Annotated in this window: 19 protein-coding genes; 11 read left to right on the top strand and 8 right to left on the bottom strand. The window is 62.0% G+C overall.

Annotated features, from left to right (window positions below; genetic code table 11):
* Positions 1–2: 2 nt before the first annotated feature.
* The 3 genes from V8P77_RS33430 to V8P77_RS33420 all read left to right on the top strand — a co-directional run bounded on the left by V8P77_RS33430 (position 3) and on the right by V8P77_RS33420 (position 2,916).
* Positions 3–758 carry an SDR family oxidoreductase gene (locus V8P77_RS33430; RefSeq protein WP_335916606.1) on the top strand — a complete coding sequence of 252 codons (756 nt, stop codon included), beginning with the start codon at positions 3–5 and terminating at the stop codon, positions 756–758.
* A gap of 67 nt (positions 759–825) precedes the next feature.
* A complete protein-coding gene (locus tag V8P77_RS33425; protein WP_335916605.1) occupies positions 826–1,242 on the top strand; it encodes a cupin domain-containing protein in 417 nt (138 codons plus the stop codon).
* Between the two features lie 192 nt (positions 1,243–1,434).
* Positions 1,435–2,916 carry a cyclic nucleotide-binding domain-containing protein gene (locus V8P77_RS33420; protein ID WP_335916604.1) on the top strand — a complete coding sequence of 494 codons (1,482 nt, stop codon included), beginning with the start codon at positions 1,435–1,437 and terminating at the stop codon, positions 2,914–2,916.
* Positions 2,917–2,932: 16 nt separating this feature from the next.
* On the opposite strand, the gene V8P77_RS33415 is transcribed toward V8P77_RS33420, so the two are convergent.
* Both V8P77_RS33415 and V8P77_RS33410 read right to left on the bottom strand, forming a co-directional pair.
* Positions 2,933–3,421: an RrF2 family transcriptional regulator gene (locus tag V8P77_RS33415; RefSeq protein ID WP_335916603.1), complete on the bottom strand. Its 489-nt coding sequence runs from the start codon at positions 3,419–3,421 to the stop codon at positions 2,933–2,935.
* 139 nt (positions 3,422–3,560) lie between these two features.
* A complete protein-coding gene (locus V8P77_RS33410) occupies positions 3,561–4,154 on the bottom strand; it encodes a MarR family winged helix-turn-helix transcriptional regulator (RefSeq protein WP_335916602.1) in 594 nt (197 codons plus the stop codon).
* A gap of 142 nt (positions 4,155–4,296) precedes the next feature.
* Here V8P77_RS33410 and V8P77_RS33405 point away from each other — a divergent pair, with 142 nt between their 5' ends.
* The 5 genes from V8P77_RS33405 (at position 4,297) to V8P77_RS33385 (ending at position 6,983) form a co-directional block, all read left to right on the top strand.
* Complete coding sequence (locus V8P77_RS33405) at positions 4,297–4,632, top strand: cupin domain-containing protein (RefSeq protein WP_032992058.1); 336 nt, start codon at positions 4,297–4,299, stop codon at positions 4,630–4,632.
* Between the two features lie 72 nt (positions 4,633–4,704).
* Entirely contained in the window at positions 4,705–5,121 is a 417-nt protein-coding gene (locus V8P77_RS33400) for a VOC family protein (RefSeq protein WP_335916601.1), read from the top strand.
* A 155-nt stretch (positions 5,122–5,276) separates the two neighbouring features.
* Complete coding sequence (locus tag V8P77_RS33395; protein ID WP_335916600.1) at positions 5,277–5,657, top strand: COG4315 family predicted lipoprotein; 381 nt, start codon at positions 5,277–5,279, stop codon at positions 5,655–5,657.
* A 31-nt stretch (positions 5,658–5,688) separates the two neighbouring features.
* Positions 5,689–6,204, top strand: a complete 516-nt coding sequence (locus V8P77_RS33390) for an RNA polymerase sigma factor (RefSeq protein ID WP_335916599.1) — start codon at positions 5,689–5,691, stop codon at positions 6,202–6,204.
* Positions 6,201–6,983, top strand: a complete 783-nt coding sequence (locus V8P77_RS33385) for an anti-sigma factor family protein (RefSeq protein WP_335916598.1) — start codon at positions 6,201–6,203, stop codon at positions 6,981–6,983. Before V8P77_RS33390 ends, V8P77_RS33385 begins: the two co-directional genes overlap by 4 nt.
* Positions 6,984–7,089: 106 nt before the next feature.
* Here V8P77_RS33385 and V8P77_RS33380 read toward each other — a convergent pair whose 3' ends face one another.
* Genes V8P77_RS33380 through nthA form a run of 3 tightly spaced genes read right to left on the bottom strand, consistent with a single transcriptional unit; the run spans position 7,090 to position 8,676 of the window.
* Positions 7,090–7,458: a nitrile hydratase accessory protein gene (locus V8P77_RS33380; RefSeq protein WP_335916597.1), complete on the bottom strand. Its 369-nt coding sequence runs from the start codon at positions 7,456–7,458 to the stop codon at positions 7,090–7,092.
* Positions 7,445–8,104 (bottom strand): nitrile hydratase subunit beta, encoded by a 660-nt coding sequence (gene nthB / locus V8P77_RS33375; protein ID WP_335916596.1) that lies wholly within the window; start codon positions 8,102–8,104, stop codon positions 7,445–7,447. The genes V8P77_RS33380 and nthB overlap by 14 nt, the downstream gene beginning before the upstream one ends.
* Positions 8,101–8,676 carry a nitrile hydratase subunit alpha gene (gene nthA / locus V8P77_RS33370; protein ID WP_335916617.1) on the bottom strand — a complete coding sequence of 192 codons (576 nt, stop codon included), beginning with the start codon at positions 8,674–8,676 and terminating at the stop codon, positions 8,101–8,103. Before nthA ends, nthB begins: the two co-directional genes overlap by 4 nt.
* 448 nt (positions 8,677–9,124) lie before the next feature.
* Here nthA and V8P77_RS33365 point away from each other — a divergent pair, with 448 nt between their 5' ends.
* Positions 9,125–10,399 (top strand): SDR family oxidoreductase, encoded by a 1,275-nt coding sequence (locus tag V8P77_RS33365; RefSeq protein WP_335916595.1) that lies wholly within the window; start codon positions 9,125–9,127, stop codon positions 10,397–10,399.
* Entirely contained in the window at positions 10,399–10,875 is a 477-nt protein-coding gene (locus V8P77_RS33360; protein WP_335916594.1) for a DUF2269 family protein, read from the top strand. The genes V8P77_RS33365 and V8P77_RS33360 overlap by 1 nt, the downstream gene beginning before the upstream one ends.
* On the opposite strand, the gene V8P77_RS33355 is transcribed toward V8P77_RS33360, so the two are convergent.
* A complete protein-coding gene (locus V8P77_RS33355) occupies positions 10,867–11,460 on the bottom strand; it encodes a LysE family translocator (protein WP_335916593.1) in 594 nt (197 codons plus the stop codon). The two genes, V8P77_RS33360 and V8P77_RS33355, sit on opposite strands and share 9 nt — an antisense overlap.
* A 149-nt stretch (positions 11,461–11,609) precedes the next feature.
* On the opposite strand from V8P77_RS33355, the gene V8P77_RS33350 reads away from it, so the two are divergent.
* Positions 11,610–12,458 carry an aldo/keto reductase gene (locus tag V8P77_RS33350; RefSeq protein ID WP_335916592.1) on the top strand — a complete coding sequence of 283 codons (849 nt, stop codon included), beginning with the start codon at positions 11,610–11,612 and terminating at the stop codon, positions 12,456–12,458.
* A 36-nt stretch (positions 12,459–12,494) separates the two neighbouring features.
* Here the strand turns inward: V8P77_RS33350 and ilvN are convergent, their stop codons facing one another.
* Together ilvN and V8P77_RS33340 are read right to left on the bottom strand one after the other, a co-directional pair.
* On the bottom strand, positions 12,495–13,067 hold the full coding sequence (gene ilvN, locus V8P77_RS33345; RefSeq protein ID WP_168310041.1) for an acetolactate synthase small subunit: 573 nt from the start codon (positions 13,065–13,067) through the stop codon (positions 12,495–12,497).
* A 20-nt stretch (positions 13,068–13,087) separates the two neighbouring features.
* On the bottom strand, positions 13,088–14,878 hold the full coding sequence (locus V8P77_RS33340; RefSeq protein WP_335916591.1) for an acetolactate synthase 3 large subunit: 1,791 nt from the start codon (positions 14,876–14,878) through the stop codon (positions 13,088–13,090).
* Positions 14,879–15,087 lie beyond the last annotated feature (209 nt).

Here is a 15,087-nt window from a genome sequence, read left to right as displayed (position 1 = left end):
TTATGAAAATCGTTGTCATCGGCGGAACCGGCCTTATCGGTTCGAAGACTGTCGAACGCCTGCGCAAACGCGGCCATGACGTGATCGCCGCCTCGCCGAACTCAGGCGTCAACACGATCACGGGAGAAGGACTGGCGGAGGCGCTCTCGGGCGCCGAAGTCGTGCTCGACCTCGCCAATTCGCCATCCTTCGAGGATAAAGCCGTGCTCGAATTTTTCGAGACCTCGGGCCGCAATCTTCTCGCCGCCGAAAAACTCGCCAGCGTCAAGCACCATATCGCCCTCTCCGTCGTCGGCACCGAGCGTCTGCAGGAAAGCGGCTATTTCCGCGGCAAGCTTGCCCAGGAAAAACTGATCAAGGCATCGGGAATTCCCTACACCATCGTCCATTCGACGCAGTTCATGGAATTCCTCAGTGGCATCGCCCAATCGGGAACGGTCGGCCAGACGGTCCACCTGTCGCCGGCCTATGTGCAGCCGATTGCGTCCGACGACGTGGCGGACGCCATGGCGGACGTGGCCCTCTCTGCTCCCGCCAACGCGACGCTCGAGATCGCTGGTCCGGAACGGGCGCGTCTCAGCGAGCTCGTCGCCCGCTATCTGAAGGCCATGAAAGACCCACGCACCACCGAAGCTGATGTCGAGGCGAGATATTTCGGCGCAAGACTGAACGACCAGTCGCTCGTTTCCGACGACAATCCGCGGCTTGGTTCGATCACCTTCGAGCAGTGGTTCGCAAAGTCCGCCCAGCGGACATGATTGACGTGCCCTCAAGACGCGACCGCTCGGGCGCGTCTTCCCCGACCCACCAACCATGGAGATTCCGATGATCAGAACATTTTTCCTCGCCGCCGCCCTCGCCTTTCCGGCTGCCACCGGCGTCAGCGCCCATGACAGCAGCGAGTCTGCGAAGGTGACACTCGTCTATGAGCACGAGCTTCCGAACGTGCCGGGTAAGAGCATCAAGGGCGTGCTGGTCGAATACGGCCCGGGTGGCTTCTCCGAAGGCCACACCCATCCCGACACCGCCTTCATCTACGCCACCGTGCTCGAAGGAGCGATCCGCAGCCAGGTCAATGACGGTCCGGTCAAGGTCTATCAGGCCGGAGAGAGCTTCTCCGAAATGCCGGGCGACCGTCATCGCGTCAGCGCCAACGACAGCGAGACCAAGCCCGCCCGCCTGCTCGCCGTCTTCGTCGTCGACACCAACCAGATAGAGCTGACCTATCCGCTCAAGAAGTAACGATCAGCATTACAGCGCCGCGCGTCTTTCAGACGCGCAAAGGACGCTGTAACACTTTGAATCTACGCATCGTGCTTTCCGAAAATCGGTTCCGATTTTCGGGCCGATGCGATACCGCCTGCGCAGGCCTGATGCTTGCGCGGGCGGACGAGATGCTGAATCATGTGCGGCCTGCACCCCGGAGACAGAGAGATGATTGACGACGCCCTCTTCGGCAAACCTCTGATATCCTTGATAACAGTCGGATTCGCCGGAATCGTCGTCTGGCATCTGCTCTCCCGCCACCGGCCGACGACGCGGCTGGTGGTGCAGATCATCTTCTTTGCAGTAATGACGCTGATCCTCGTCGGCAGCGGCATCGAACCCCACCGGTTTCAAGGATATGAGTCCGAGGATCCGCGGGCCCTGCTGGTCATCGTCGCAAAAACGCTCTGGTGGATCCATCTGGCATGGGCCGTCATCGGTTTCATCAGGCTCTATCTGGTGCTGGAGGGCAGTCCGCGAGAGGCTCGCCTGCTCCAGGATCTGGTTATCGGCGTCGTCTATATCGGCATGGCCCTGTCGGTTCTGGCCTTCGTCTTCGGCGTGCCGATCGGAACCCTCGTCGCGACCTCGGGCGTGGTCGCCATCATTCTCGGCCTGGCGCTGCAGAACACGCTCGCTGACGTCTTCTCCGGCATCGCCCTGACACTCGGCCGGCCATACATTATCGGCGACTGGATCCTTCTCAGCGACGGCACGGAGGGGCGCGTCGTCGAAAGCAATTGGCGCGCGACGCACATCCTGACCAGTGCCAACAATGTCGTCGTTCTGCCGAACAGTTTTCTGGCGAAGCTCGGCCTGACCAATGTCAGCCGGCCGGACGAGACCCATCTTCTGATCCTCACCATCCGCATCGCCCCGACGCGCATGCCGGCATCGGTCCGCCACGTCATGGCAACGGCACTTGCGAGTTGCAATTCGATCGTGCGCGAACCGCCGCCGGTCGTTGCGCTGAAGGGGCTGGATGCCACGGCGCTTGAGGTCGAGCTGCAGTTTCGGGTGACGAGCCCGAGCCAGCGGGTGCCGGCGCGGAACGAGGTGCTCGATCTCGTCTATCGCCATTGCAAATCCGCCGGCCTGCTGCTGGCCATTCCGCCGTCGGCGACGGTGCTGACCGCCGATCTGCCGACGGAAGAAAGCGCAAAGCCGCCGAGCGTAACGCCGCTTGCCCTGATTGAGGCCATTCCGGTCTTTACGACGCTGACATCAGATGAAAAGCGCAGGCTCGCCGAAACCACGACTGTCCGGGAGTTCCGCAAGGGCGATGTGATCGTGCGGGAGGACGAAATGCTCCCCTCACTGATGATGGTGCGCGCCGGTATCATCGCGGCGCGGAACGCAGGCGAGGAACGCGGACGGCTCGCGCCGGGCGATTTTTTTGGAGAGACCGGATTGCTCGCCGGCATGCAGGAAGTCTGCACCCTGGAGGCTCTGACCCCCGTGACCGCCTATGAGATCGACCAGGAGGCCTTCGCGCCGCTGCTAAGCGAACGCCCGGCGCTGGCGGAAGAAATCGCCGACCAACTCGCCAGCCGCGCCGAGCGTTTCCGCAACGGCGCCTCCTTGCCCCCGGAACATGCTCGCAGTGCGCATGCCATCCTGAAGACCATCAGGACCATCTTCAAGGCATAGAAATCGGCACCTCCGCTCAGCCGGCGCGCTTGAGCACCCATTCGAACGTGCTCCGCCAAATGTCGGCCGGCACTTCCTCGGACAAGGTGCCGACCAGATCGGAAAGCCGCACGCGCCTCAGAGTATCCCGCCAGGCCTCGTCGGCTTCCCACATGATGCGGGCGACCGCGCAGGGCTTGCTGTCGCAATAACCGGCCGGCCGGCAGGGATTGTTCTCCCGGATGTTCGTGCAGGTGAAGCTGCGCGCCTTCCCCTCGACCGCCTCGACGATCTCGAGAAAGTTGATATCCGAGGGAGCCCGGGCAAGCCGGTAGCCGCCGCTCGGCCCGAGCGTGGTCTCGACCAGCGATGCCTGCGAAAGGCTCTGCAGCGCCTTGGAGAGATATTCCTTCGGCAGACCATGAAGCTCGGCGAGCGCCTTGGTGGAAAGATACCTGCCCTCTGGCAGGCCCGCGAGAATGGCGCAGCAGTGTAGCACCCACTCGACCTGGCTTTTCAGGATCATTCAGCAACTCGTGTGATGGCTGGTTCCGCCAATGGAATTAAGGACATATACTATCCGAAAACAGACACGATGTAAATGAGCTGCAAAAGCAGCGTGTTGCTGCTTGAACGGCGAGCGATGCGGGGCTGTCCAGCTCCCCTCAGCCCCCGTTCTCGTCCTCTCCCCGCGCCTGCTCATTTTCAATTCCGGCGATCAGCTTGCGCAGCAGCGCCGCGAGCGCCTCGCGCTCCTTTCCGTCAAGAGCCTGCAGGAAAGAAGCTTCGCTCGCCATGTCGGTGCGGAAAGCCTTTTCGGCGAGTGCCGCACCCGCCTCGGTCAATGCCACCAGCACACTGCGCCCGTCCCGCGGCGATTTCTCCCGGCGGATCAGTCCCGCCTTCTCCAGCCGGTCGAGCCTGTGAGTCAGGCCTCCCGAGGAGATCATCAGCGCCGAATACATGTCCGTGGGGGTTAGCCGGTAAGGTGGCCCGGAACGGCGCAGCGTTGCGATCACGTCGAATTCGCCGCGGTCGAGGCCAAAATCGGCAAATGTTGCCTCGATACTGGGACGCACCAGGTTCGACAGCCGGAAGGCCCGTCCCAGGATCGCCATCGGCTCCGTGTCGAGGTCGGGCAGTTCTAACGCCCATTGCCGTCGCAGCCGGTCGACGTGGTCCTCCCCAGGGCAGTCCTCGTCCCCGAGGCGGTCACCGTCCCCGGGGCGGCCACCGTCCCCTTTAGTTCCATTCATCATTCTCTGCCTCATATCACCACAAGCGAGACATACACCTTCTATCCGAGTTACGGAAGATATCTTGACAGGAAGATAGCTTGGGAATATCTCTTCTCGAGAAGATAGTTTTATGTTCATAGACAGCACCAGCAGGAGGCACGTGATGTTCAGGATTCTTCGCCACCAGGAACCGCGACCCGATCAGAGCCGCACGGTCCGCTTCGAAGGCCGCGATCATGGTGGCGAGATTTCGCTTTTCCTGGTCGACAATGAGCCCGGCCAGGGACCCGACCTTCATGTCCACCCCTACTCCGAAACGTGGGCCGTCAGGAAAGGCGAAGCCGAGTTCACCGTAGGTGACGCCAAGACCCGCGCCTTTCCCGGCGATATCGTCGTCGTGGCCGCCAACATTCCCCACCGCTTCGAGAATGTCGGCACCGGACGGCTCGAAATCGTCTGTATTCATGCCAGCGACACGATCGTGCAGGAATTTGTGTGAGCCGAGCCGCCGCCTGGAAAACAAAGCCTCGACGTCAAAACCCGGAAGACAAAGGAAGAGGAGAGAACTGCCATGCCGAAGATGATTTTCGTGAACCTGCCGGTGAAAGACTTTGCTGCTGCGACCCGCTTCTATGAAGCGATCGGCTGCAGCAAGAACGAACAGTTCAGCGACCATCAGGCGTCGAACATGGTTTGGTCCGACGCCATCTTCTTCCATCTGCTGACGCGCGATTTCTTCGCGACCTTCACGCCAAAACCCGTTGCCGAAGCGCAGAAGGCGAGCGAAGTGCTGATCGCGCTGACGATGGACAGCCGCGAAGAGGTGGACGCCATCGTCGAGGCGGCCGGAGTTGCCGGGGGCAAAGCCGATCCGCGCGCGCCGACGGACATGGGTTGGCTCTACAACCGTGCCTTCGAAGATCCCGATGGCCATATATTCGAAGCGGTCTGGGTCGACATGGCGGCGGCGACCGCCACCGGAGAATAGCCGGCAAGGCGCCTGAGGCGACATGCGCGGGCGAAACGGGCTTCGGCCCACCGCGCCCGCCATGAAACTTTTGCCGCACCTGGAATAAAACCACCGCGCCACGTGTCTCATCTCAGGTACCGCAAGATTGCGTGCCCAATCTGAGGAGAGACATCATGAGAACCGTGAAATTCCTGTCCGTCGTGGCCGCCGCCGCCCTTGCCGCGACCGCTGCTTTCGCCGCTGCTCCCGTCAAGGAAGTCGACTCCGCCAAGGGCAAGGTGCTTGCCGGCGAAAACGGCATGACCCTCTACACCTTCAAGAAGGACGTCAAGGGCGTTTCCAACTGCTACGACGATTGCGCCAAGAACTGGCCGCCGCTGATGGCGGCTTCCGATGCCAAGGCTGATGGTGCATATTCGATCGTCGATCGCAAGGATGGCACGAAGCAATGGGCCAAGGACGGCATGCCGCTCTATTTCTGGGTCAAGGACACGAAGATGGGCGACATCACCGGCGACGGCGTCGGCGGCAACTGGGATCTCGCCAAACCTTGATTGCAGGGGCCCTGATGCCAAGAGAGCCGGCATGAAGATACCCGCACCCGAAACCTTCGAGGGCCAGATCCTGGCCCTCCTGCCCTCGCTCAGGCGCTATTCGCGCAGCCTGACTCGTTCGGATGCCGATAGCGAGGATCTGCTCCAGGATTGCGTCGAAAAGGTTCTCACGCGCCGCGGCCAATGGCGCGGCCTCAACCTGCGCGGCTGGGTCCTGACCATCATGACCAATCTCTACCGCAACGGCCGGCGCGGCAAGACGCGCGATGGCCTTGTCGAGCTCGATGCCGCAGAAAATCTGGCCGTGCCCGAACCGCCGGCCGATCCGCTGGAACGTGCTCGGCTGGACGATGCGCTGAACAGCCTTTCGGAGGAACACCGCGCTGTGCTGATGCTCGTGGTCATCGAGGGATACACCTATGGCGAGGTCGCAGCCGCGCTCGATATCCCGATCGGCACCGTCATGTCCCGCCTGTCGCGCGCCCGCCGGCGCGTCGCCGAGCGATTGAAGGCCGACAACATCATTACGCTTCGGAGACCGAAATGAACGAGACCAATCCGAGCGTCACCGAAGCCGACCTTCACGCCTATGCCGACGACCAGCTGCCGGAAACAGCGCGCGCCCGCATCGAGGCTTACCTTGCCGAAAACCCGGACGAGGCGGCGATGGTCGCTGGCTGGCAAGCGCAGAATGGAGCGATCCGGTCGCTGTTTGCCGGTTATGAAAAGGCAAAGGACACCGATCCGCTACTCGTCGTCCCCCCGCGCGCCGTTTCATCGGGACCGAAACGCTGGGCGATTGCCGCATCAGCCCTCCTCGTCTTCACGCTCGGTGCCGTCAGCGGCCATTATGGCCCCGCACTTCTGGAAAAGCCGGAACTGCAGCTTGCCGGCTCCGAAACCCTGCCAAAACAGGCCCAGACCGCGTTTACGGTCTATGCCGCCGAGGTTCGCCACCCTGTCGAGGTCTTCGCAAACGAGGAGGTCCACCTCGCCAGCTGGCTCGGCAAGCGCCTGGCAATCCAGAACCTCAAGATTCCGAACCTGCAGCCGCTCGGCTTCAAGCTAGTCGGCGGCCGCCTGCTGCCGGTCGACGGCAGGCCGGGCGCGATGTTCATGTATGAAAACCAGGCCGGCGAGCGCCTGACCGTCATGGTCGGCCGCAACACGGAGAACCGCACGACGAGCTTCCGCTTCGCCTCATCGGGCAATCTTGAAACCTTCTATTGGATCGACGGCGAACTCGGTTATGCCGTGACCGGCGAAATCTCCCGCGAGACGCTGCGTCAGGTAGCCGAGGAGTGCTACCGGCAATTCCCGTCGTAGAGTAATTCCAGGAAAAGTGCGAAGCGGTTTTCCGTCCGGAATTACGTAGAAAACAAAGACTTAGAGCGGTTCTGCGCTTCCGTGAACAGCTGAACCGCTCTAAGGATCAGCGTGAGGGATCGTTGCCGAGCTCGATCGGCCGTCCATACGGCGTCGCCTCCGCCGCCCGCTGCCAGCTCTGTTGCAGTGCCAGGATCGTTTCCGCATCGGCGATGCCGTTGTCGACGATAAGGTCGCAGAGTGCAGCCACCCAGCAGTCGAAATAGTCGCTGCCATCTTCGGCCCGGCCAGGCTTGTGCAATTGCGCGGAAAGCGTTTCAGCCCATTCGCTCCAGCTGAACAGGCCTTTTGCGTGCAGGTGCACGGTCATGGCGAAAGCTTCGGCCGCCCATGGTTCCGGAAAAACCGGCTCGCCCTCCGGCGACCTCGGCAGCCCGGACGATTGCGTCAGCGGCGACATTTCATGCCGGCTCAAGATAGCTCTCCCAAGCATCGATCGACACGGTCAGCGTGGGATCGGCATCTCCACCCCAAAGCTCCGCGCCGTCGAAAACGACCGTATAGAGCCATTGCGGGTTTTCGCCCTCGCCATGCGCATTGTCGTCAGGGAAGACGAAAGCACCCTGCACTGCCTCGACCACGCCTGTTTTGGCTCGGGCATAACGCGGCAGGCGCGTATGTGTTACTGGATTGAAATTCTTTATCTTCACCCCTTCGCCGGCCACGAAGCGCGGCGCGGTCTTAACAGGACGATCGCAAGGCCCGCCCTTCGCAAGAACGCCGGGCACCATGTCCGCCTTCAGCACCCGCTTCGGAACGGCTCCTGGCTGCTGCGCATGACCGGACAGCAATTCCGCGCGAGTCGCAAAGCCATGCCGTTCGAGCAGCTTGTCGATGCCGCGGATCCAGATCTCGTAATAGCTGGCGGCGAGATAAGCGGCCGGCGGAATATTCTCGCGCGCGTGCCGGCTTTCGTCGATGGTCCAGGCGCCGAAAGCGCCGCAGGAAAGCGTGATGCCGAGCGCCCGCTTTTCCCATTCGGCATGGAAATAAGGCTCGTCCTTTTCGGGCGCGACAGGTCCGAACCCCATCTGCCCGCCGAGATCGTGCGGTCCGTTCATGTCAAGCTCTCCGGCTTGCCGGCAACGGCCGTACCGATCATCGCATCGCGGCTGACGAGGCCAGCGAGCGCCTGCTCGTCCATTCCGTCGGTCCCTTCGGGCCGCTCGGGAATGACGAGGTAACGCAGCTCCGCCGTCGAATCCCAGACGCGGACCTTCTTATCCTCAGGCAGCGTCAGCCCGAATTCGGCCAGCACGCCGCGCGGATCGATGACGGCGCGCGAACGATAGGCCGGCGCCTTGTACCAGATCGGCGGCAGGCCGAGCACCGACCAGGGATAACAGGAGCAGAGCGTGCAGACGACGAGATTATGGGTCTCGGCCGTATTGAAGACGGCGCGCATATGCTCGCCCTGTCGGCCGGTATAGCCGAGGCTGGCAATGGCCGCCGTCGCATCACGCTTCAGCCAGTCGGCGAAATCAGGATCGCTCCAGGCCTTGGCGACGACATGCGCGCCGTTCCTCGGCCCCACCTTCGTCTCGTAGGTCTCGACGATCGCGTCGATCGCTGCCGGATCGATGAGCCCCTTCTCCGTCAGCAGCGTTTCCAGCGCCTTCACGCGCGCCTGCATGTCGGAATAGTGGTTGTCATGATCATGCCCGTGGGCGTGATTGTGGTCGTCGTGCAAGGCGAGATCCTCCCTTAACTGCAGACAAGCAATTTCCGCCCCTTCTCTTTGAGGGCGGTCTGAGGAACAGCGAAGTCCGAGGCTTGCTCCCTCTTCTCCCCAGCGGGGAGAAGGTGGCCCGTAGGGTCGGATGAGGGGGCCGCACAGCAGACCCGTCATTGTTGCCCTTCGCTTACGCTTCGTGCATTCGCGGCTTTCGCCGCTCACCCCCTCATCTGCCTGCCGGCATCTTCTCCCCGCTGGGGAGAAGGGGGAATGAAGCAAGGCCGCGCGCTACCAACGCATCCCTCGAAACATCTTCCTCTTTCTAGCATACACCGCGCATCCGCCAAGCCCTTCTCTGCGCCCAAGCTCTTCTATGTCTCATGCGCTTTTCCGCTAATCTCCTGCCATGAACATTCTGATTCTCGGCGCAACCGGCTTCATAGGCTCCGTCGTCGCGGCCCGGCTCGTTGCCGACGGCCACGCCGTCACCGGCATCGGCCGCAATCCCGCGCGTGCACGCCTGAAACAGCCGGCGATCGACTGGCAGCGCGCAGATCTCTCGCGCATGACGAAACCAACGGATTGGGACGAGATCCTTAAGGACCAGCATGTCGTCGTCAATTGCGCCGGCGCTCTGCAGGACGGCCTCTCGGATGATCTGTCGGCCACCCAGGCAGAGGCGATGCTGGCGCTCTATTCCGCCGCAAAACGCTCGTCGCGCCCGCTGATCGTGCAGATATCGGCAAGGACGACGGGAGCCGCTGGTGATCTGCCCTTCCTCGCTACCAAGCGGCGGGCCGACGAGGCGCTGGCGACAAGCGGTCTGCCTCACCTCATCCTGCGCCCTGCCCTCGTTCTCGGCCGCAATGCCCATGGCGGCTCGGCGCTGCTGCGGGCGCTTGCCGCCTTTCCCTGCGTGCTGCCACTGGTCCATGCCGAAAGTCCGGTCGAAACACTTTCAGTGGACGATGTGGCAGAAGCCGTGTCGCGGGCAGTCTCCGGCGGCATCTCCGGCGATATCTATCTTGCCGCCGACGAAGTTCTACCGCTCGCCGATCTCGTCCGCCTTCACCGCCAGTGGCTCGGCCTGCCGCCCGCCCGCGTGTTCGCCCTTCCCGGCTGGTTTTCCAGGCCGGTGACGTGGCTGGCCGATATATCAGGCCTCCTCGGCTGGCGTTCGCCGCTGCGCTCGACGGCGATGACTGTCATGTCCGAAGGCGTGCGGAGCTCGAAAACAGGGAGCAGCCTTGCCACAACACCCGCGGCAGCAACGCTCTCGGCCAATCCGTCCGGCGTACAGGATCTCTGGTTTGCCAGGCTCTATCTTCTGAAGCCGCTCGTCATATCGGGCCTATCCGCTTTCTGGCTGCTCTCAGGTTTGATCCCGCTGCTGACGCTGGAGAAGACATCCGCTCACTTCCTGCCGTTCATGCCTCAGGCCGCAGCCACGGCGCTGACGCTTGCAACCTGCCTGATCGACATCGCTCTCGGCGCCGCCGTCCTCCTTCGCCCGCTGGCGAAACGTGCCCTTCTCGGCATGATGGCCGTGTCGTTCACCTATCTTGCCGGCGCCAGTCTGCTCGAACCCGCACTCTGGCTCGATCCTCTTGGTCCACTCGTCAAGGTGCTGCCATCGATCCTGCTGACGCTCACCGCACTTTCCACGCTGGATGAACGCTAATGCTTGAGGAATGGCTGCTGCTTGCCCATGTCATCGGCGCGACCGTGCTCTTCGGCACTGGCGCCGGCATCGCCTTCTTCATGGTGATGGCGCACCGGACACGCGATCCCAAGCTGATCGCTCATGTTGCGGCAACTGTGGTGGTCGCCGACACCCTCTTCACCGCCACCGCCGCCATTCTCCAGCCGGTGACCGGCTATCTGCTGGCCCGGTCGATCGGTTGGGACTTGTCGGAGGGATGGATTGCGCTTTCGCTGCTGCTCTATGTCGTGACCGGCCTGTTCTGGCTGCCGGTCGTCTGGATCCAGATCCGCTTGCGCGATCATGCCCGCGCCGCAGCAGCGGCGGGAAAAGCACTGCCACCAGCCTATTTCAGCCTTTACCGCATCTGGTTCGCCTGCGGTTTTCCGGCCTTCTTCGCTGTCATCGGCATTTTCTGGCTGATGCTCATGAAGCCGGCAATCACTCTATTTTAGCATCGGCCAGAGGCTTAGCACCAACAACACCGCCATGCTGATATTGAACCATTTCAGCCGCACCGGATCGGACAGCCATTCCCTCAGCGCCGAGCCGAAGCCTGCCCATGTCGAAACGCTGGGCACATTGACTGCCGCGAAAGCGAGACCGACGATCAGCACGCTCACCAGGTAGAGTTGCGGATTGGTGTAGGTCGCCATCGCGGTGACCGCCATCACCCAGGCTTTCGGGTTGACCCACTGGAAGGCGGCCGCTGCGAAGAAGGACATCGGCTCGACACCGCTCCTGCCTTCGCTGAGCGCGCGCGACGAGGCGATCTTCCAGGCGATCCAGAGGAGATAGGCGCCGCCCGCAAATTTCAGCGCCGTATAGACCAAAGGCACCGTGTGCAGCAGCGCGCCAAGCCCAAGGCCGACGCCGATCAGCAGCGAGAAGAAACCCACGCCGATGCCGAACATATGCGGGATCGTCCTGCGAAAGCCGAAATTCACGCCCGATGCGAAGAGCATCATATTGTTCGGTCCCGGCGTGATCGAGGTCGTGAAGGCGAAGAGAACGAGGGCGAGAAATGTATCCAGCGGCATGCGACCTCCCGAAGCCAGCTTTCTGCGGCCTGCTTATTTAGGTCAGCATAACTGTCCTAAGTGGCCCATACCATTGCATCATTGTCATGGTGACAGGATTACTTGAAAGATAAGAATTCGCCGCAATCTCCTGCAATATGGAAAAGATCATGCAAGACAACCGGATTCCGACAATCACCTTCCCGAACGGCGTAGAAGTGCCGGCGCTCGGCCAGGGAACCTGGGCGATGGGCGAGGATGCCGGCCATGCCAAAGCGGAGATCGAAAGCCTGAGGGCCGGCCTCGATCTCGGCATGACGCTGATCGATACTGCAGAAATGTACGGCGACGGCGGCGCCGAGGAGATCGTCGGCCAGGCGATCAAAGGACGGCGCGACGAAGTCTTCATCGTCAGCAAGGTCTATCCCTGGAATGCCAGCCTGAACGGCACGATCGAAGCCTGCGAACACAGCCTTGAGCGGCTGGGCACCGACCGCATCGATCTCTATCTGCTCCACTGGCGCGGCAACCATCCGCTCACAGAGACCGTCGCGGCCTTCGAAACCCTGAAGGCATCCGGCAAGATCGGTGCCTGGGGCGTCTCCAACTTCGACACCGACGACATGGAAGAACTGCTCCGCGTGCCCGACGGCGCCAATGTCGCCGCCAACCAGGTGCTCTACAATCTCTCCCGCCGCGGCATCGAATTCGACCTGCTGCCCTGGTGTCAGAGCCGCAAGATCCCCGTCATGGCCTATTCGCCGATCGAGCAGGGAAATATCCTGCACCATCCCGAACTGATCCGCATCGCCAAGGCCTATCAGGCAACGCCCGCCCAGCTGGCGCTCGCTTTCCTGCTGGAACGCGACGGCGTCATCGTCATCCCGAAGACGTCGAGTGCCAAACGAGCGGCCGAAAACCGTGACTGCGTCTCGCTTGAGATCACCGAGGAGGACTGGCAAGCGCTCGACGCCGCTTTCCCGTCGCCGGCAAAGAAAAAGCCGCTGGAAATGCTCTGATCTCCAGCGGCTTTCAACACCGTTGCGGTGCCGGGTTTACATCCCCTGCGCGCCGCGGTTCATTGCCGCAATGCCGGTACGGCACACCTCGATGAGGCCAAGCGGCTTCATGATCGCCACGAATTGGTCGATCTTCGATGATTTGCCGGTGATCTCCAGAATGAAGTGACCGACCGTCGCATCCACCACCTTGGCATGGAAGGCATCGGCAAGGCGCAGCGTCTCGGCGCGCATCTCGCCCTCGCCGATCACCTTGATCAGCGCCACTTCGCGTTCGATCGGGCGGTCCTGGCCAAGCTCGCGGGCACGCACCGTCAGATCGACGACGCGGTGCACCGGCACGATGCGTTCCAGTTGCGCTTTGATCTGCTCCAGCACCTGCGGCGTGCCGCGAGTGACGACCGTGATGCGGGAAAGATGCGCCTGATGCTCGGTCTCGGAGACTGTCAGGCTCTCGATATTGTAGCCGCGGCCGGAAAACAGGCCGATGACCCGGGCAAGAACGCCCGGTTCGTTGTCGACGAGAACCGAAAGCGTGTGGCTTTCGACCGCCGCCGTTTCCGGCGAGATGAAATAAGCGGAGCCCGTGGGCTGTAGGTGTGCGTTCATGGTCTTGGTTCCTTCCCTGATCAGACGAGCGCGCGGCCCTTGGCGTCGATCGCATTGGCGACCGCTTCGTCGGTGGCTTCGTCCGGCAGCAGCATTTCGTTATGGGCCTTGCCCGAGGGGATCATCGGGAAGCAATTGGCGAGATTGGCGACGCGGCAATCGAAGATGACAGGCTTTCTGACCTCGATCATCTCCAGAATGGTGTCATCAAGCGCATCCGGCTTTTCGCAGCGCAGGCCGACAGCGCCATAGGCCTCCGCCAGCTTGACGAAATCGGGCATTGCTTCGGTATAGGAATTGGAGAGACGGTTGCCGTGCAGCAGCTGCTGCCACTGGCGCACCATGCCCATATACTGGTTGTTCATGATAAAGATCTTGATCGGCGCATCATGCTGGATCGCTGCCGACATTTCCTGGATACACATCTGTATCGAGGCGTCGCCGGCAATGTCGATGACGAGGCTGTCGGGATGGGCGATCTGCACGCCAAGCGCGGCCGGCAGACCGTAGCCCATCGTGCCGAGGCCTCCCGAGGTCATCCAGCGGTTTGGCTCCTCGAAACCGAAGAACTGTGCCGCCCACATCTGGTGCTGGCCGACCTCGGTGGTGATGTAAGTATCGCGGTCCTTGGTATGGGCAAAGAGCCGCTCCAGCGCATATTGCGGCATGATGACGTCATTGCTCTTCGTATAGGCGAAGGAGTTGCGTGCCCGCCAGCGGGCGATATCGGTCCACCAGTCGTCCAGGCGCCCCTTTTCCGGCTTCTTCGGCAGCGCCCGCCACAGGCGGACCATGTCTTCGAGGACATGGCCGACATCGCCGCGAATGCCGATATCGACCCGGACGTTCTTGTTGATCGAGGACGGATCGATATCGATATGGATCTTCTTCGAGTTCGGCGAAAAGGCATTGAGACGGCCGGTGATGCGGTCGTCGAAACGGGCGCCGATGCAGACCATGACGTCGCAGTCGTGCATCGCCATATTGGCCTCGTAGGAGCCGTGCATGCCGAGCATCTTCAGCCAGTTCTTGCCCGAAGCGGGATAGGCGCCGAGGCCCATCAGCGTCGAAGTGATCGGGAAATCGGTGAGATCGACCAGCTCGCGCAGCAGCTTGGAAGCCTCGGGGCCGGAATTGATGACGCCGCCGCCGGAGTAGATGATCGGACGGCGCGCATTCGCCATCAGTTCGATCGCGGCATGGATCTGGTTGAGGTCGCCCTGGATCTTCGGCTGGTAGCTCTTCTGGATCGCGTAATCGGCGGGCGGCGTGTAAGTGCCGGTCGCAAACTGCACGTCTTTCGGAATATCGACGACGACCGGGCCCGGACGACCGGACTGGGCGATCCGGAAAGCCTCGTGAATGACGGCGGCGAGCTGGTTGACATCCTTGACGAGCCAATTGTGCTTGGTGCAGGGCCGGGTGATGCCGACCGTATCGCATTCCTGGAAGGCGTCGGAGCCGATCAGTGGGGTCGGAACCTGACCGGTCAGGCAGACGAGCGGGATCGAATCCATCAGCGCATCCTGCAGCGGCGTGACGGCGTTGGTAGCGCCCGGACCGGAGGTCACCAGCATGACGCCGACCTTGCCGGTGGAGCGGGCGTAACCTTCGGCCGCATGGCCCGCCCCCTGCTCGTGGCGGACGAGGATGTGCTTGACATCCTCCTGCTGGAAAATCTCGTCATAGATCGGCAGGACGGCGCCGCCGGGATAGCCGAAGATATGTTCGACGCCATTGTCCTTCAGCGCCTTGAGAACGATCTCCGCCCCCGTCATCCGATTGCCTGCCGCCTGATTGTCCGTGCTCATCTGTCTGTTCCGTTTGATGCTGGGATTGCGTTTGTGGCCGGAAGCCCGAATTTCGGGCATAAAAAAAGGCCCCTGAGGAGCCTGTCATCTAGCGCATGGGTGGCTATCGCCGGATGGTTACACCATCCTGCCCATGCGCTTTCCCACCACGATAAGAGCCGTTGCGATTTTCATGGTCGGAAGTGATAGACAGAAAATTTCGCAGCGTC

The sequence above is a fragment of the Rhizobium aouanii genome, from assembly GCF_037002925.1.
Lineage (GTDB): Bacteria > Pseudomonadota > Alphaproteobacteria > Rhizobiales > Rhizobiaceae > Rhizobium > Rhizobium aouanii.
The sequence above is the reverse complement of the archived record's forward strand: the minus strand, read 5'-3'. Positions and strand labels throughout refer to the sequence as shown.

Bases quoted from the DNA above. Each gene is read 5' to 3' on its own strand.
- ilvN (WP_168310041.1), bottom strand. From the start codon at position 13,067: ATGAACGCACACCTACAGCCCACGGGCTCCGCTTATTTCATCTCGCCG.
- V8P77_RS33395 (WP_335916600.1), top strand. From the start codon at position 5,277: ATGAGAACCGTGAAATTCCTGTCCGTCGTGGCCGCCGCCGCCCTTGCC.
- V8P77_RS33365 (WP_335916595.1), top strand. From the start codon at position 9,125: ATGAACATTCTGATTCTCGGCGCAACCGGCTTCATAGGCTCCGTCGTC.
- V8P77_RS33425 (WP_335916605.1), top strand. From the start codon at position 826: ATGATCAGAACATTTTTCCTCGCCGCCGCCCTCGCCTTTCCGGCTGCC.
- V8P77_RS33385 (WP_335916598.1), top strand. From the start codon at position 6,201: ATGAACGAGACCAATCCGAGCGTCACCGAAGCCGACCTTCACGCCTAT.
- V8P77_RS33415 (WP_335916603.1), bottom strand. From the start codon at position 3,421: ATGATCCTGAAAAGCCAGGTCGAGTGGGTGCTACACTGCTGCGCCATT.
- V8P77_RS33350 (WP_335916592.1), top strand. From the start codon at position 11,610: ATGCAAGACAACCGGATTCCGACAATCACCTTCCCGAACGGCGTAGAA.
- V8P77_RS33430 (WP_335916606.1), top strand. From the start codon at position 3: ATGAAAATCGTTGTCATCGGCGGAACCGGCCTTATCGGTTCGAAGACT.
- V8P77_RS33390 (WP_335916599.1), top strand. From the start codon at position 5,689: ATGAAGATACCCGCACCCGAAACCTTCGAGGGCCAGATCCTGGCCCTC.
- V8P77_RS33340 (WP_335916591.1), bottom strand. From the start codon at position 14,878: ATGAGCACGGACAATCAGGCGGCAGGCAATCGGATGACGGGGGCGGAG.
- V8P77_RS33420 (WP_335916604.1), top strand. From the start codon at position 1,435: ATGATTGACGACGCCCTCTTCGGCAAACCTCTGATATCCTTGATAACA.
- V8P77_RS33360 (WP_335916594.1), top strand. From the start codon at position 10,399: ATGCTTGAGGAATGGCTGCTGCTTGCCCATGTCATCGGCGCGACCGTG.
- V8P77_RS33355 (WP_335916593.1), bottom strand. From the start codon at position 11,460: ATGCCGCTGGATACATTTCTCGCCCTCGTTCTCTTCGCCTTCACGACC.
- nthA (WP_335916617.1), bottom strand. From the start codon at position 8,676: ATGCAGGCGCGCGTGAAGGCGCTGGAAACGCTGCTGACGGAGAAGGGG.
- V8P77_RS33405 (WP_032992058.1), top strand. From the start codon at position 4,297: ATGTTCAGGATTCTTCGCCACCAGGAACCGCGACCCGATCAGAGCCGC.
- V8P77_RS33410 (WP_335916602.1), bottom strand. From the start codon at position 4,154: ATGATGAATGGAACTAAAGGGGACGGTGGCCGCCCCGGGGACGGTGAC.
- nthB (WP_335916596.1), bottom strand. From the start codon at position 8,104: ATGAACGGACCGCACGATCTCGGCGGGCAGATGGGGTTCGGACCTGTC.
- V8P77_RS33400 (WP_335916601.1), top strand. From the start codon at position 4,705: ATGCCGAAGATGATTTTCGTGAACCTGCCGGTGAAAGACTTTGCTGCT.